Genomic DNA, 15,716 nt, shown 5'->3' with positions numbered 1-15,716 from the left:
CTTTCTCTACGTCCTTAGGGCTTACGGCTTCTCTGCGTCCCTAGGGCTTACGGCTCGGCGTTGAGTGCATGACCGCGATGCCGGACTGCAGGTCCACCGAATTGCGCGGCGGTGCGCCGGACTCCGCATCGTCGCGCAGAACGAGCCGGCGTTCCTTCTCCTCCTGGACATGCTGTCGCGAGGGCTGGAAAAGCTCGTCCCATGCGCCGGACGTCGCACCGCCTCCGCCGAACTTGCGCCGGCGTCGGCTCACCCACACGAAGAGCAGCACCCACAGCGCAGCAATCACACCTGCGATCGTCGTTAACACCCGGCCTCGCTTCCAGACGTCGTTGCTTGTCGATGTTCCCCGCACGGAAACCGTAAAGGAACGGACCTTCGAACGACCCGCGAACGACGTATTCGGGCCGCCTCACCCCCAGGTGGAAACCTGGAAACCTCGGTCAGCGACGGGAGGTGGAGCGCTTGGGCGGCGCTATGCGTATCCGCTTTTCGTCGGGCGCGTTCTCGATGTCGTCAAGTTGCGCAATGATCGTGCTCCGCAGGTCGTCGTAGTCGTCGAAGCAGTAGTCGTTGAACAGCGTGTAGCCCGTCCACATCAGGTTGGCGCACACCCGTGCCGGCACCCGGCCGGTCTGGGCGCCCATGCCGACCAGCGCCACCGACTCGACGCTGCCCGGCGCCTCGTTGTTCTGCCGGTGGATCGCCTGGAACGCGGCGGCGCACGCCAGGGCCACATTCAGGGTCTCGCTCACGTCCTGTGAGGACGCTTCCATCGTCGGCGTCGAGATCAGGAACTTCGGGTTGATCGCCCCGGACGGAATACACACCGCGCTGCCCACCGGGAGCCTTCCCGCGAACTGGTCGCGGATCGCCCGCTGCACGCGCAGTTGGATGCCCGCTCCGAGGTGCCGCTTGATGACCGCGTCGACCCCGCCGTCCATCCGGCCCCGGGAGTTGGTCGGGTTGACCCAGGCATCGACATCCTCATCGAGGATCGAGCCCTTGCGGATCTCGATCTCGGGGGTGTCGGCGAACGCCGCCCGCCACGCCTCCACCACTCGTGTGTTGATGTCGGTCAACACCACCCTGAGCGGCGGCTGCACGCGGTTTACGGTCATCATGCACTCCCATCGAGAAACGGTCCTTCCACCGCTCACAACGCTACCGTGCCCCACTGACAACGCAGCTGTTGGCAGGGGTTCGTGACCTATCGTCACCGATTGCGAGCGTACTGACCCGGTGTTAGCCTGCCGCCAGATTTCCGCGGGTCAAACCTTGAAATCCGACGCTGCCGACGAGGGCCTTCCTGCCAGTCCGCATGCATGACGTTTCGGGTTCTCTGTCGCCGTATTCAGGGATTTCGCGCGGAAACGACTACCTCGCCAACCATGTCCCCATCAGCATGGTTTGATAATTCGGAGTTCCTCAGCAATGAGCGATGCCAACACCCCGGCCAATCCCGACCCGAATGACCCGCTGGCCCTCGCCGAACTGTTCAAGGGCGGCGGTGAACCGTGGCTTCCGCTGCTGAAGCCGGTCATTGAGGCGCAGCCGGACGCGGCCACGTTCATCGGTTCGGGCCGCGGTCCGGAGGTCGTCCCCGCTCGCGAACTGACCTTCCAGGCGCTCAAGCCCAACCCGCCGCACAAGTGGAAGGTCGTCGTCTTCGGTCAGAACCCTTACCCGCGGCCGGAAAGCGCCACCGGCATCGCCATGTTCGACAACACCTTCCACGACTGGAAAGACAGCCAGTTCGGCAAGGTCGTCAGCATCCGCTGCATCATCAAGGCAGCGGCGATGTGGAAGTACGGCATACCCAAGAAGACGCCGATTGCCGACATTCGCGCGCTTTTGAAGGAGCAGGACGCCGTCCAGCCGCCGGAATGGTTTCAGGCGATGCTCACGCAGGGCGTACTGCTGTTGAACGCGGCACTCACCGCCAGCAGTGACGGGACAACGGGAGCCGCCCGGCACACCGCATTCTGGCGTCCGGTCGCCGAGCGGGTCGTCGAAGAAATCCTCAAGGCCAAGCAGAACGCCGATGAGGAGGACCGCGGCGTTGTCTTCGCATGGTGGGGCGCTCACGCACGTAATCTCAAAAAGGTCGTTCTCCGGCTCCAGAAGAAGTATCCCGAGGTCGAAGTCCGGCATATCGACCACTGCAATCCCGCGGCGCAGGGCGACATCTTCTGCGAAGACGACCATTTCGGAATGGTGAACGCGGCCCTCGCGTCGCTCGGCACCGATGAGATCGACTGGCTGCCGAGCAAAGGCTGGAACAAGCTCGCGGCGGAGGCCGACGGGACGGACGGCGGCATTGCCGCACGCATGGGCGCATTCATCGCGTCCACCATGGAGCTTCATCAGCTGTACCTCGAGCGGCTCGCCGGCGTCAAAGACGAGGGGCTGGTCCTCCCTGCCATTACCGGTGTGTTCGACACGCCGCTCATGGAATTCCGCGATGCCGTCACTCCGGTCGCCAAGCTGCTGTCCGGTCTGGACCGGCACGTCAAGCTGTCGCACGAATTCGGCAAGCGACGGGCGGACGAACCGGCCGGCAGCCTCTCCGCCGAGGCCATTGCCGCCCTCTACCTCTATACCTGCGAGTCCGGGTTCTACCGGGAGATCAACGCCATCCTGCGCGCCCCGGACCGGACCAAAATCGTCCCGTACCTCCCGTATCTGCGGCTGCTGTTCTCGGCGGTGTCGGGACTTCCCGCCCGCACGGAGCCGTTGTGGCGTGGGGTGTCGCTGGACCTGCGTGCGCAGTACCCACTCGGTCGGACCGTGACCTGGTGGGGCGTGTCCTCGTGCACGTCCAAGGTCGGCGTGGCACGGGGATTCCTCGGCAGCCGCGGCAAGCGGACGCTCTTCGAGGTGGCCCCCGTCCGGGCCGTGGGCATCCGCAGTTTCTCCGCGTTCACCGATGAGGAGGAATTCATCCTCTTGCCGGGCACGCAGCTCAAGGTGGCGGATGTCAAGACCGAGCGCGGCGGCCTGTGCACCGTGAAGCTGACCGAATTGGAAGAGCAGACGCTCGTGTCCTGAGCACGCGCCGGTCGCCTTGACCCTCACACCGTGTCAGACGGTCAACTCGGAGACATCATGTTCACCATCGGAGACTTCGCCCGGCACGGCCGCGTATCGGTCCGGATGCTGCGTCACTACGACGCCACCGGACTCCTGCGCCCGGCCCATGTCGACCCGGCCACCGGTTACCGCTACTACACCGCCGCGCAGCTCGCCCGCCTCAACCGTGTCATCGCGCTCAAGGACCTCGGCTTCACCCTCCAGCAGGTGCGGGACATTGTGGAGGAGAAGGTCACCACCGAGGAACTGCGGGGCATGCTGCGGCTGCGACGGGCCGAACTGGAGACCGCCATGGTCGCCGCGGGAGCGCGGCTGGTGCAGGTCGAGACGAGGCTCCGAGCGATCGAGAGCGAGGGGCACATGCCCATGAACGACGTCGTCATCAAGAGCGTCCCCGCCATGCGGGTGGCGGAACTGACCGCGACCGCCGCAAGTTTCGAGCCGGCGGACATCGGCCCCGTCATCGGGCCGCTGTACGACGAGCTGTTCCAGCGTCTGGACGCGGCGGGCATCACCCCCACGGGACCTGGTGTCGCCTCCTACGAGGACTCCCCGGAGGGCGAGGGCAGGATCCGCGTCCACGCCGCCGTCCAGGTCTCCGCGCCCCTTCAGGAAGGCGCCGTGCGGATCCTCGACCTGCCGCCCCTCGACCAGGCGGCGACCCTCGTGCACCGCGGCTCCATGGATGCCGTGCTTCCTACTGCCCAGGCCCTGGCCCGCTGGATCGACGGCAACGGATACCGGTCGGCCGGATATCCCCGCGAGATCAACCTGGAATGCCCCGAGAACCGCGACAACTGGGTGACGGAACTCCAGGCACCGGTGACCCGGGCCTGATCAGTCACACCCTGCCTGAACGCTGATCACGTGCGGGTGGCCGGGGACCGCAACGGTCCCCGGCCACCCGTACGTGCGGCTGTGCCTACTTCCGGATGAGCGACCGCAGCACGTACTGCATGATGCCGCCGTTGCGGTAGTAGTCCGCCTCACCGGGGGTGTCGATCCGCACGACCGCGTCGAACTCGACACCGCTGTCCGTCGTCACCTTGACGGTGCGCGGCGTGGTGCCGTCGTTCAGCTCGGTCACGCCGGAGACGGAGAAGGTCTCCTCGCCGGTCAGGCCCAGGGACTCCGCCGAGGCGCCCTCGGGGAACTGGAGCGGGAGGACGCCCATACCGATGAGGTTCGAGCGGTGGATGCGCTCGTACGACTCGGCGACGACGGCCTTGACGCCGAGAAGCGCGGTGCCCTTGGCGGCCCAGTCGCGGGACGAGCCGGAGCCGTACTCCTTGCCGGCCAGGATGACCAGCGGGATGCCGGCGGCCTGGTAGTTCTGCGAGGCGTCGTAGATGAAGCCGACCGGGCCGTCCTCGACGGTGAAGTCGCGGGTGAAGCCGCCCTCGGTGCCCGGCGCGATCTGGTTGCGCAGGCGGATGTTGGCGAAGGTGCCGCGGATCATGACCTCGTGGTTACCACGGCGCGAGCCGTAGGAGTTGAAGTCGCGACGCTCGACGCCGTGCTCGGTGAGGTACTTGCCGGCCGGGGTGTCGGCCTTGATCGCACCGGCCGGGGAGATGTGGTCGGTGGTGACCGAGTCGCCCAGCTTGGCCAGCACGCGCGCGCCGGTGATGTCGGAGACCGGCGTGGTCTCCATCGTCATGCCCTCGAAGTACGGGGGCTTACGGACGTAGGTGGACTGCGGGTCCCACTCGAAGGTGTTGCCGGTCGGGATCGACAGGGCCTGCCACTGGGCGTCACCCGCGAAGACGTCCTGGTAGGACTTGTTGAACATGTCCTCGCCGATGGAGTTGGCGACGACGTCGTTGACCTCGGCCTCCGTCGGCCAGATGTCCGCCAGGAAGACCGGCTTGCCCTCGGTGTCCGTGCCGAGTGCGTCGCGCGTGATGTCCACCTTCATCGAGCCCGCGAGGGCGTACGCGACGACCAGCGGCGGGGAGGCGAGGTAGTTCATCTTGACGTCGGGGTTGATCCGGCCCTCGAAGTTACGGTTGCCGGAGAGCACCGAGGTCACGGCCAGGTCGTGGTCGTTGACGGCCTTGGAGACCTCCTCCGGCAGCGGGCCGGAGTTGCCGATGCAGGTGGTGCAGCCGTAGCCGACGAGGTTGAAGCCGACCTTGTCGAGGTAGGGGGTGAGCCCCGCCTTGTCGAAGTAGTCGGTGACGACCTTGGAGCCGGGGGCGAGGGTGGTCTTGACCCACGGCTTGCGGGTCAGGCCCTTCTCGACCGCCTTCTTGGCCACCAGGGCGGCGGCGACCATGACGTACGGGTTCGAGGTGTTGGTGCAGGAGGTGATGGCCGCGACCGTCACCGCACCGTGGTCGATCTCGTAGGTCGAGCCGTCGGGGGCGGTGACCGTGGTCGGACGGCTCGGCACACCGTTGGCGGCGGCAGGGGAGTCGGAGGCCGGGAAGGACTCCTCGCCCGCCTCGTCCGCGGTGGACACGTAGTTGAGGACGTCGCGCTCGAACTGCGTGGCGGCCTCGGCCAGGACGATACGGTCCTGCGGGCGCTTGGGGCCGGCGATCGACGGGACGACCGTCGACAGGTCCAGCTCCAGCTTCTCGGAGAAGTCGGGCTCGGCGGCCGGGTCGAGCCAGAGGCCCTGCTCCTTGGCGTACGCCTCGACGAGGGCGACCTGCTGCGCGCTGCGGCCCGTCAGCTTCAGGTAGTTCAGCGTCTCGCCGTCGATCGGGAAGATCGCGGCGGTGGAGCCGAACTCCGGCGACATGTTGCCGATGGTGGCGCGGTTCGCGAGCGAGGTGGCGGCGACGCCCTCACCGTAGAACTCGACGAACTTGCCGACGACGCCGTGCTTGCGCAGCATCTCGGTGATGGTGAGCACGAGGTCGGTGGCGGTGGTGCCGGCCGGCAGTTCACCGGTCAGCTTGAAGCCGACCACGCGCGGGATGAGCATCGAGACCGGCTGGCCGAGCATGGCGGCCTCGGCCTCGATGCCGCCGACGCCCCAGCCCAGCACGCCGAGGCCGTTGACCATGGTGGTGTGCGAGTCGGTGCCGACGAGGGTGTCGGGGTAGGCCTGACCGTTGCGGATCATGACCGTACGGGCCAGGTGCTCGATGTTGACCTGGTGGACGATGCCGGTGCCCGGGGGGACGACCTTGAACTCGTCGAAGGCGGTCTGGCCCCAGCGCAGGAACTGGTAGCGCTCCTTGTTGCGGCCGTACTCCAGCTCGACGTTCTGGCCGAAGGCGTCCTTCGTACCGAACTTGTCGGCGATGACGGAGTGGTCGATGACCAGCTCGGCCGGGGCGAGCGGGTTGATCTGCGCCGCGTCGCCGCCGAGCTCCTTCACGGCCTCGCGCATGGTCGCGAGGTCCACCACACACGGCACACCGGTGAAGTCCTGCATGATCACGCGGGCCGGCGTGAACTGGATCTCCTGGCTGGGCTGAGCCTGGGAGTCCCAGCCGCCCAGCGCCCGGATGTGGTCGGCGGTGATGTTCGCGCCGTCCTCGGTACGGAGCAGGTTCTCCAGCAGCACCTTCAGGCTGTACGGCAGGCGGGCGGAGCCCTCCACCTTGTCCAGCCGGAAGATCTCGTACGACTCGTCGCCCACCTGCAGCGTGCTGCGGGCGTCGAAGCTGTTCGCCGACACGACAGTCTCCTTCATGCATGAATTCGCGCGTACCACCGCATCCTGCCGTCACAGGTCCTTGCCGATCCGCTAAGGTACGCCTAAGTTAGGTAACCCTTACTAGCGCGGCAGCGGTACGCTTCTCGGCAGATATCTCGATGTCGAGATAACTCTAATACATCGCCGCGCCGAGGTCATGCCCTGGCCGGGTGTCCTGTCTCATCGAAGTCCGACCGGTCTCACGGAAGTGGGGCCACTGCCCGGTTCGTCGCATAAGGCACCACGAGGTGGGTGGGATCCTCCTCGGGCCGAATCTCCTTCGGCCCCCTGGCGTACTGGTGGCAGAACTCCACCGCCTCCACGAAGCTGACCGCCGTTAGTGCCTCCGCTCCTGGCATCGGTGCGGCAGGCCCGAGGTCGTAGTGATGGCGCGTGACCTCGTCCACCTGCCGGGCCGGCTCCATCGAGCCGAACGCCGCGGATCCGGACCCCTCGCCGGGCGTTCCTTCCACCGTCCACTTCGCCCGCAGTTCCAGCACCCCTGGTGCGGGACACCGCCAGCGAAAGCGCGTGACGCACAGCGCATAGACGTGGAACCAGGCGCTCCACCCCCAACCGTCACCGAGAAACGCCAGCTCAGAGGCTTCCATGGCCCCATGGTCGAACGGGGTGCTGCTCCAGTGACCTATCAGTGCGTCATCCACATCCATCCACATCCATCCGTCGATCATCCATCGGCAGATCGTCGCAGCGGGCCGAGCGGCCGTCAGGCGCGGGCCGGCAGGGCCTGAGCGAGGGGTGGGGGTCAGGGCCGGAGGGCCCTGGCGCCGGCCGCCGGCGTCGGCGAACGCGTGCAGCACGGCCGTGCAGACGGCACGGGCCAGCCCGAGGCGGCGGCGGTCGCGATACGTGCCGACCGGTTCGCATACGCCGGTTCCGTTGGCCTCGTCGTACCAGCCTTGGCAGTAGGCGACGACGTCATCGGAGGGCGACGCCACGACGAGATCGTATGCGGAGCGGTAGGGCCAGGTATTGCGCATACGGGCATGGCGTTCGGTGGTGATCCGAGGGGATCCGAAGGCGGCGCGGTGTGCGGCCGCACGGCCGGCCACGTCGGCGTCGTCGTTCTGAGTCCGGATCGTGTAGCCGTCCGGAAGGCGGGGGATGTCCGGCAGATCGGTGAGCGCGCGGCCGAGGCATGCCATGAACGGGCCGTCGGGGGTGCGGGGGTATCCGCGCCGTTCCAGCGCGGCGATCAGGTGCGGTTCCGTCTCGGCGACGTCGATCCCCAGCGGGCCGCGAGCTGTCCGTCCGGCCCGGGCGAGCACCTCGTCGGCCAACTCCGGGTGTCCCGGATCGACCTGGAGCATCAGGGTGCCGGGCGTCTCCAGCCGGCCCCAGGCCAGCGTGCACTCCCCCTGACTCCAGAGCGCCGTCGGGCACTCGTCGGCCCCGTCGGCGGACAGGCACTGGTTCCAGGTGAGGTCACCGATGTGCCGATAGCCGGCCGTCGGGAACGTTCGGGAGGCCAGGCTCTGCATGGCACACAGCGCCATGGGGCCGGGGTACTCATGACGTCGCATGGGCGCCGTGCTGCCCAACCGTCTTTCGGCCGGGCAACGGAGTGGTTCCGGGCCGCGAGGCGGAGCGTGGCAGGCGCCGGGTGAGGCCGACGTCCCCGGCACCGTCGTGGTAACCCACGTCCCGCGGCGACCGTAACTGCCGCCGTGGTGCAGGGGGGACGTCATGCTTGCCGATCATCAGGAGCTGCCCGCCTGTGCAGCCGGTTCCTCCTGGATGCGGTGAGCGGGGCCCGGCGGCGCTGCGCCTGTCGGTGGTGTGCCCGGCGTGGCGACGACGGGTCGCGGACGACGGCCACCGGGTGTTGCGTACCGACGAGGGTCTGCCATGCGTCGCTGCTCCGATCAGGTCGGGCGGGGCGTGATCGGCCCGCCGGGCGGTCATTTCTGAGGCATGAAGAAAACCGTCATCACCGCGGCCCTGGCCCTGTCCGCTGTCGCGTTGGCCGGGCCGGCGCAGGCCGACGCCGGTCCCGGAAAGATGCCGAATGTGAAGGGCAAGGGGCTGGTCGCCGCCTCCCAGGCCCTCCATTACGACCTCAGCGTGCGCTTCGCGGACGGCCTCGGCAGGGGGCGCCATGTGTGGTGGCCCGCCGGGTGGAAGGTCTGTGACCAGCAGCCGGCGCCGGGGGCCCGAAGGGACGGGCTACGGGTCACGCTGATTGTGATCAAGAACGAGGAGAGGTGCCGCAGGGCGTAGCGGGATCAGCCGCGGCCCGGCGCGGTGGTGGTGGTTGTGGTCATGGGCGTGGGCGTGGGGGCGGTGGGCAGGGCCGGAGGGAAGGCGGCGGTGTTCCGGGCGGCCCACTGGTGGAACGGTGCGGCCGAGGAGCCGGTGAGACGGGGCACCGTGTCGCGGACCGTGAGGAGTTCGTCGGTGATGTCGCCGCCGGTGACGTCGAGCACGGCATCGGCGGTTTCGGCCCCCATGAGGGGGCCATCCGCCGGTGGGCCTCCTCGCGGCTGATCTCGACGACGGCCAGGGCCCGGCCGAGCGCTGCGGCGATGGCCTCGACCTGCTGCCGCGGGGTGATGCGTGCCGGTCCGGTCAGGGCGTAGGTCTGTCCCTGGTGGCCCGGCTCGGTCAGGGCGAGTCGGGCCACCGCCGCGATGTCCGACGGGTCGATGGTGGGAAGCCCGATATCGGGAAAGGGCGCGTGGACGGTCCCGTGCTCGCGGATCTCCGGCGCCCACCAGAGCGTGTTCGAGGCGAACTGGGTCGGGCGCAGGATCGTCCACGCCATGCCGCTGTTCTTGAGCAGCGTCTCGACGGCCAGGTGCTCGCCGGCGGCGGCAAGGTGGGGATGGGTCTGGACGGTGAGGGAGGAGACCAGCACCACGTGTTCCACGCCTGCCCGTCGCGCGGCGGTGAGGATTGCGGCGTCTGCGCCCAGGCCGGGAACCAGGAACAGGGAGCGCGCCCCGTCCAGTGCGGGCCCAAGGGAGCCCGGCCGGGCGAGATCGCCCTCGACGGCCTCGACTCCTTCGGGGAACGCGGCCCGTGCGGCGTCACGGGTCAGGGCGCGTATCGGCGCGGCGCCGCCGTGCCCGACCAACTGCTCCAGCAGAGCGCTTCCTATGTTTCCGGTTGCGGCGGTCACGAGGATCGTCGTCATGTCGTGGCTCCTGTTCTCTCGTGTCTCCTGGTCCGGCGGATGCCGGTGGGAGACCTGTACGGCGAGACGCTAGGAGCTCAACTGCGCTTCAGGTCAAGGAGATGGACGGCGGCATCGGTCCCGCCCCTCCCTGGATTCGTACACCGCCACCCGTCACATCCTCGCGCCGCGGTCCGTCAGAGCAGTGACGGAGCAATGACGGAGCAATGACGACGCAATCAAGCGGTGCACGCCGTGGAAGCGCAGCAACCGCAGCCATCGCACAAGGAGAGAACGCCATGCAGGCACGTATGCAGAACCCGGCCGTGGTCATCCCCGAGGCCATGCCGGCCATCCTCGACGTGATCAAGGCCGTGCAGAAGGGCGGTGTGCCGGAGACCACGCTGGAGCTGGTCCATCTGCGCGCCAGCCAGATCAACGGGTGCAGCTACTGCGTGGTCGGCGGCGCGCTGAAGGCCAAGAAGGACGGCGAGAGCGATGAGCGGCTGCACGCGGTGGCGGCCTGGCGGGAGGCGCCGTTCTTCACCGACGCCGAGCGGGCCGCGCTGGCACTCGCCGAGGCGGCCACCCGGCTGGCCGACCGGGCGGACCCGGTGCCGGACGCGATCTGGGACGAGGCCGCGCGCCACTACGACGAGCCGCAGCTGGCCGCCCTGACCCTGATGATCGGCGTCACGAACCTGTTCAACCGCCTCAACGTCACCACCCAGCAGGTGGCGGGCGGGACCTGGTAGCCGACGGGCAACTGGCAGGGCCGGAGCGGTCATCCGCAATGATGGGGTGATCGTTCCGGCCTCGTGGGCGCCTTCGTGTCACATCGGCCGGGATCCGTTCGTCACTGCTGTGATGGACCGTAACGGAGGACTGTGAGCGATGGACGTGTACGAGAACCAGTCCGGGAACGGCGCCGGGAGCGGGGCCGAGGACGGGAGCGGGACCGGGACCGGGGCCGGGGCCGACTTGCTGGCGGCGCGGTTCGAAGAGCACCGCGGCCATCTGCGGGCGGTCGCCTACCGGATGCTCGGCTCGCTGGCCGAGGCGGACGACGCCGTACAGGAGAGCTGGCTGCGGCTGAGCCGCGCCGGGGCGCAGGGCGTGGAAAACCTGGGCGGCTGGCTGACGACGGTCGTCGGGCGGGTGTGCCTGGACATGCTGCGCACCCGTAAGGCCCTGCGCGAGGACCCGTGGGAGACCCACGTCCCCGAGCCGGTCATCAGCCGCGAGGAGGGCATCGACCCCGAGCAGGAAGTGCTGCTGGCCGATTCGGTCGGGCTGGCGCTGCTGGTCGTCCTCGAGGCGCTGGCTCCCGCCGAGCGGCTGGCGTTCGTCCTGCACGACATGTTCGCCGTGCCCTTCGACGAGATCGCCCCCATCGTGGAACGCACCCCGGCCGCCACCCGCCAGCTCGCCAGCCGCGCCCGTCGCCGGGTCCAGGGCACGGCGGCCCCCGACACCGACCTGCCCCGCCAGCGCGAAGTCGTCCACGCCTTCCTCGCCGCCTCCCGTAACGGCGACTTCGACGCGCTGCTTGCGGTCCTCGACCCGGATGTGCTGCTGCGTGCCGACGGTGGCGCGGTGTCCCCGAACCTGTCGAAGGTGGTGCGCGGAGCGCGGGCCGTCGTGGAACAGGCGGTGCTGTTCTCGCGGTTCGCCCTGGCCTCTCAGCCGGCGCTGGTGAACGGAGCGCCGGGGCTCGTGACCCTCCGCGAGGGCCGGGCGTTCTCGGTCATGGGGTTCACGATCGCGGACGGCAAGGTCGTCGAGATCAATATCCTTGCGGACCCGGACCGTCTGGGGCGGATCGATGTGACGGCCTTCTGACGGCCCCCGGGCGGGCGCCAGGGCTGGGCGGCGGGACGCACGCCCAGCCGCATGCCAGGCCGGGTCAGGTCAGGTCAGGTCAGGTCAACAAACCGGCCGAGGTCAACAGGCCGGGACCGGCCCGCCGTTGTCCAGCGCGCGGAGTGCGTCAACGGCGCCCTTGAGGGTGGTGACGGGTATCAGCCGCAGCCCCTCGGAGGCGGCCTTCGCGTGGGCGCACTCCGCCTTCGGTACGAGGAAGACGCTCGCCCCGTCGCGCTTGGCCGCCTGCGTCTTCAGCGCCACGCCGCCGACGGCGCCCACCGTGCCGTCGGCGGCAATCGTGCCCGTACCGGCGACCTTCCGGCCGCCGGTGAGGTCGCCGCCGCTGCCGTCGCCGTCCAGCTTGTCGACGATGCCGAGGGAGAACAGCAGGCCGGCGCTCGGCCCGCCCACATCGTCGAGTTTCAGCTTCGCCTTCACCCGGTCCGGGTCCTTCTTCAGAAAGCCGAGCGCGGCCACGACCGCGGAATTCTGCGACTTCTTCATGTCCGCGATGTGGTGTTCCGCGATCTGCGCATCGGATTTACCGGACGGAAAGAGCGCGTCCTTCGGCATCACCGCTCGGTCCGTACGGAACCAGCCGTCGAGCAGATCGACCAGGCGGACATCGGCGCGCGGCGCCGTCGCCATGATGGTCACCATCCGCAGCTGGCCACTGGTCCTGCGTACCGGAGCGCCACTGAGGGAGATGACCTCGTCGCCGCCGTACGCCCCGAGCACATCCCTCGTCTGACCGGGCCGCGCAACGGAATAGGGCAGCGGCGCAAGGCCGGCGACGGCGAGCAGCGCCACCAGGGGTACGGCGCTGAGCGCGAGGACACGGGGGCGGGCGGAGGCTCCGTCACGGAAGGGGCGAGAGATCACGCCGTCAATGTAACCGCAGTGCATGGGCCCGCCGTTTTCACCGCCCCGCCAGCCCGACCTGCACCACCGTCACGATCTCCTCGTCCGAGAGGCCCAGTTGGCGTGCTTGGGCGATCAGCTGGTCGGCGGTTTCGCCGAGGCGGGCGCGGGCGGGGGAGGCGGCACCGGTGACCACGGCGCCGCGGCCGCGACGGAGTTCGATCAGGCCCTCCTCCTTCAGGCGCTGGTAGCCGCGCAGCACCGTGTGGACGTTCACGCCGAGGGACGCGCCGAGGGCACGGGCGGCAGGCAGACGCTCGCCCGCGTGTACCGAGCCGTCGGCGATGGCGCCGCGCACCGAGGCCGCGATCTGGTCCCCCAGGGGGACGGTGGAGCTGGGGTCGACCCGGAACAGCACCTCAGCCTCCTTGCCGTGCCCGCGCACGGTCGAGATAGGTGTTGAACAGCGCGGCGGCGGTGGCCGCGTCGTCAACCGTCACCACGAACTCCCGGCCGCCGGCCAGCCTCAGCACCAGCCCGTCACCTGAACGGACCACCAGGCCGCTGCGGCCGGGGCACGTGCGATAGCCCCAGCCGCCGAAGTCGGCGAAAGGGACAATCTTCCGGCTGACGGCCTCCACGACCCGGTCGAGCGGGATGCGCCGGAAAGGGTACGGCACCAGCGTGGACGCGAGCGCCAGTCCGCGCCGGTCCACGGTCACCCGTACGGAGGCGAGCGCGCCGACCGCCAAGGCGCCGCCGAGGAGACCGACTCCGACAAACCAGTCGGCCGTGAAGCCCGTCACCAGGGAGGCACACAGCAGCGCGACGGCCACAAGGGCCATCAGCGGCGAGCTGACGGTGCGCGACCAGCCCGCCGTCTCGCCGCGGGCCAGGGCGAGGCGCCGCACGGGGCCGGACGGCCCCCGCAGGGCCGGCTGCTCGTCGGGGCCGGCGAGCAGCCGGCCAAGTCCGCCGCACAGGACGGGCGCGGCGAGCGTCACCACCACCTGCCAGGCCGGAAGCCGTACGTCGGCCGCGTCGGTGACACCGGCGTTGGCGAGCAGCGTCAGACACGCCGGGCAGCCGAGCAGGGCGGCGCTCCCCCATCCGGCGGATATCGCCCAGCGGGTGCCCGATGCGGTGCGGCGCAGGTGAACCAGTACGCCGAGGCCGCTGCCGAGGACGAGGAGCGCGACGAGGACCACGGTGAGGAAGCCGTGGGCGGAGGTGTACCCGTCGGCCTGCCCGCCGGGTCCGAAATGGGTGGCGAGCGGCTCGGGCAGCCGTCCGGACACCCCGGCGTAGACGCCCGAGGTGATCGCGACGGCCGCGACGAAGGGGAATGCGGCAAACCAGTTCCTGGCGCCCATGACAACCTCCAGTTTGATTTGTTCGCGTGATAGTAGAACAACTGGAGCGGAGTGAGCCAGAGAAGGCCCAACAATCCGACAAGCTTCAATACGGGCATCCATCTCATATCTGAGATACGGTCACCACATGGCAGACGACTACCTTGTACGCATCGGCAGGCTCATCCGTGACGCCCGACAGCACCGGGGCTGGACACAGACGCAGCTCGCCGAGGCGCTCGGCACCAGCCAGAGTGCGGTCAACCGCATCGAACGCGGCAACCAAAACATCAGCCTTGAGATGATCGCTCGCATCGGCGAGGCCCTGGACAGCGAAATCATCTCGCTCGGCTATGCCGGGCCGATGCATCTGCGGGTCGTCGGCGGCCGCCGGCTCTCCGGCAGTATCGACGTCAAGACCAGCAAGAACGCCTGCGTTGCGCTGCTTTGCGCCACGCTCCTGAACGCCGGCCGCACAACTCTGCGCCGGGTGGCGCGCATTGAGGAGGTCTACCGCATCCTCGAGGTGCTGAACAGCATCGGCGTCCGCACCCGCTGGATCAACAACGGCAGCGACCTCGAGATCATCCCGCCCGCCGAGCTGAACCTCGACGCGATGGACACCGCGGCGGCCCGCCGCACCCGCAGCGTCATCATGTTCCTCGGGCCGCTGCTGCACCGCATGGACCACTTCAAGCTGCCGTACGCGGGCGGTTGCGACCTCGGGACCCGTACCGTGACGCCGCACATGACGGCGCTGCGGCACTTCGGGCTGGAGATCACCGCGACCGACGGCACCTACCTCGGCGAGGTCGACCGCACCGTCGCCCCCAAGCGCGCGATCGTCCTGACCGAGCGCGGCGACACCGTCACCGAGAACGCCCTGCTGGCCGCCGCCCGGCACGACGGCGTCACGGTCATCCGCAACGCGTCCTCCAACTACATGGTCCAGGACCTGTGCTTCTTCCTGGAGGAGCTGGGCGTCAAGGTCGAGGGGGTCGGGACGACCACGCTCACCGTCCACGGCGTCGCGCACATCGACCGGGACGTGGACTACGCGCCGTCCGAGGACCCGGTCGAGGCAATGAGCCTGCTGGCGGCGGCGGTGGTCACCGAGTCGGAACTGACCATCCGCCGGGTGCCGGTGGAATTCCTGGAGATCGAGCTGGCCGTCCTCGAAGAGATGGGCCTCGACCACGAACGCAGCGCGGAGTACCCCGCCGACAACGGCCGCACCCGGCTGATCGATCTGACCGTACGCCCCTCCAAGCTCCAGGCCCCCATCGACAAGATCCACCCGATGCCTTTCCCGGGCCTGAACATCGACAATGTCCCCTTCTTCGCGGCCATCGCGGCCAGCGCCCAGGGCCAGACCCTCATCCACGACTGGGTCTACGACAACCGCGCGATCTATCTGACCGACCTCAACCGCCTGGGCGCCCAGGTCAAACTGCTCGACCCGCACCGGGTACTCGTCGACGGCACCACCCGCTGGCGCTCCGCGGAAATGATGTGCCCCCCGGCCCTGCGCCCGGCCGTCGTCGTCCTCCTCGCGATGATGGCCGCCGAGGGCACCTCTGTACTGCGCAACGTCTATGTCATCAACCGGGGTTACGAGGATCTGGCGGAGCGGCTGAACTCCATCGGCGCGCAGATCGAGATTTTCCGTGACATCTGACGCATACATGCCGCCGCACCCCGTCTGACCTCCGCGAATGCGGGCCGGGAGGGGCTGCGGCGGCACCTCTCGGAT

Annotated in this window: 13 protein-coding genes and 1 pseudogene; 6 read left to right on the top strand and 8 right to left on the bottom strand. The window is 68.9% G+C overall.

Annotation, left to right across the window (positions count from 1 at the left end; translation table 11 throughout):
* Positions 1–40 precede the first annotated feature (40 nt).
* Together AB0D04_RS07280 and AB0D04_RS07275 are read right to left on the bottom strand one after the other, a co-directional pair.
* On the bottom strand, positions 41–289 hold the full coding sequence (locus tag AB0D04_RS07280) for a DUF6191 domain-containing protein (RefSeq protein WP_362700282.1): 249 nt from the start codon (positions 287–289) through the stop codon (positions 41–43).
* 154 nt (positions 290–443) lie between these two features.
* Positions 444–1,106 carry a macro domain-containing protein gene (locus AB0D04_RS07275; RefSeq protein ID WP_362700280.1) on the bottom strand — a complete coding sequence of 221 codons (663 nt, stop codon included), beginning with the start codon at positions 1,104–1,106 and terminating at the stop codon, positions 444–446.
* Between the two features lie 328 nt (positions 1,107–1,434).
* Between AB0D04_RS07275 and AB0D04_RS07270 the strand changes: the two genes are divergently transcribed.
* Positions 1,435–3,051: an ADP-ribosyltransferase domain-containing protein gene (locus AB0D04_RS07270; protein WP_362700278.1), complete on the top strand. Its 1,617-nt coding sequence runs from the start codon at positions 1,435–1,437 to the stop codon at positions 3,049–3,051.
* A gap of 57 nt (positions 3,052–3,108) precedes the next feature.
* Positions 3,109–3,930: a MerR family transcriptional regulator gene (locus tag AB0D04_RS07265; protein ID WP_362700276.1), complete on the top strand. Its 822-nt coding sequence runs from the start codon at positions 3,109–3,111 to the stop codon at positions 3,928–3,930.
* A gap of 85 nt (positions 3,931–4,015) precedes the next feature.
* Here AB0D04_RS07265 and acnA read toward each other — a convergent pair whose 3' ends face one another.
* Both acnA and AB0D04_RS07255 read right to left on the bottom strand, forming a co-directional pair.
* Complete coding sequence (gene acnA / locus AB0D04_RS07260; RefSeq protein ID WP_362700275.1) at positions 4,016–6,730, bottom strand: aconitate hydratase AcnA; 2,715 nt, start codon at positions 6,728–6,730, stop codon at positions 4,016–4,018.
* 218 nt (positions 6,731–6,948) lie between these two features.
* Positions 6,949–8,292: a hypothetical protein gene (locus AB0D04_RS07255; protein WP_362700273.1), complete on the bottom strand. Its 1,344-nt coding sequence runs from the start codon at positions 8,290–8,292 to the stop codon at positions 6,949–6,951.
* Positions 8,293–8,683: 391 nt separating this feature from the next.
* Between AB0D04_RS07255 and AB0D04_RS07250 the strand changes: the two genes are divergently transcribed.
* The gene (locus tag AB0D04_RS07250) at positions 8,684–8,989 is read left to right on the top strand and encodes a hypothetical protein (RefSeq protein WP_362700271.1); all 306 of its coding nucleotides are present in this window, start codon (positions 8,684–8,686) and stop codon (positions 8,987–8,989) included.
* A 5-nt stretch (positions 8,990–8,994) separates the two neighbouring features.
* On the opposite strand, the pseudogene AB0D04_RS07245 reads toward AB0D04_RS07250, so the two are convergent.
* A pseudogene (locus AB0D04_RS07245) lies at positions 8,995–9,905 on the bottom strand (NAD(P)H-binding protein).
* Positions 9,906–10,183: 278 nt separating this feature from the next.
* Here AB0D04_RS07245 and AB0D04_RS07240 point away from each other — a divergent pair.
* Positions 10,184–10,639 carry a carboxymuconolactone decarboxylase family protein gene (locus AB0D04_RS07240; protein WP_362700269.1) on the top strand — a complete coding sequence of 152 codons (456 nt, stop codon included), beginning with the start codon at positions 10,184–10,186 and terminating at the stop codon, positions 10,637–10,639.
* A gap of 139 nt (positions 10,640–10,778) precedes the next feature.
* A complete protein-coding gene (gene sigJ, locus AB0D04_RS07235) occupies positions 10,779–11,726 on the top strand; it encodes an RNA polymerase sigma factor SigJ (RefSeq protein WP_362700267.1) in 948 nt (315 codons plus the stop codon).
* 102 nt (positions 11,727–11,828) lie between these two features.
* Here sigJ and AB0D04_RS07230 read toward each other — a convergent pair whose 3' ends face one another.
* Genes AB0D04_RS07230 through AB0D04_RS07220 form a run of 3 tightly spaced genes read right to left on the bottom strand, consistent with a single transcriptional unit; the run spans position 11,829 to position 13,984 of the window.
* Positions 11,829–12,632, bottom strand: a complete 804-nt coding sequence (locus AB0D04_RS07230; RefSeq protein ID WP_362700265.1) for a S16 family serine protease — start codon at positions 12,630–12,632, stop codon at positions 11,829–11,831.
* A gap of 37 nt (positions 12,633–12,669) precedes the next feature.
* Positions 12,670–13,029, bottom strand: coding sequence for a GntR family transcriptional regulator (locus tag AB0D04_RS07225; RefSeq protein ID WP_362700263.1), 360 nt, complete (start codon positions 13,027–13,029; stop codon positions 12,670–12,672).
* A gap of 1 nt (position 13,030) precedes the next feature.
* On the bottom strand, positions 13,031–13,984 hold the full coding sequence (locus AB0D04_RS07220; RefSeq protein ID WP_362700261.1) for a DUF1648 domain-containing protein: 954 nt from the start codon (positions 13,982–13,984) through the stop codon (positions 13,031–13,033).
* A 127-nt stretch (positions 13,985–14,111) separates the two neighbouring features.
* On the opposite strand from AB0D04_RS07220, the gene AB0D04_RS07215 reads away from it, so the two are divergent.
* Positions 14,112–15,641: a UDP-N-acetylglucosamine 1-carboxyvinyltransferase gene (locus AB0D04_RS07215; RefSeq protein ID WP_362700259.1), complete on the top strand. Its 1,530-nt coding sequence runs from the start codon at positions 14,112–14,114 to the stop codon at positions 15,639–15,641.
* The last annotated feature ends 75 nt before the right edge of the window (positions 15,642–15,716 follow it).

The organism is Streptomyces sp. NPDC048483, assembly GCF_040651455.1.
Classification (GTDB): domain Bacteria; phylum Actinomycetota; class Actinomycetes; order Streptomycetales; family Streptomycetaceae; genus Streptomyces.
Note: the sequence above shows the minus strand (reverse complement) of the source record. Positions and strands in the feature narration are given on the sequence as shown.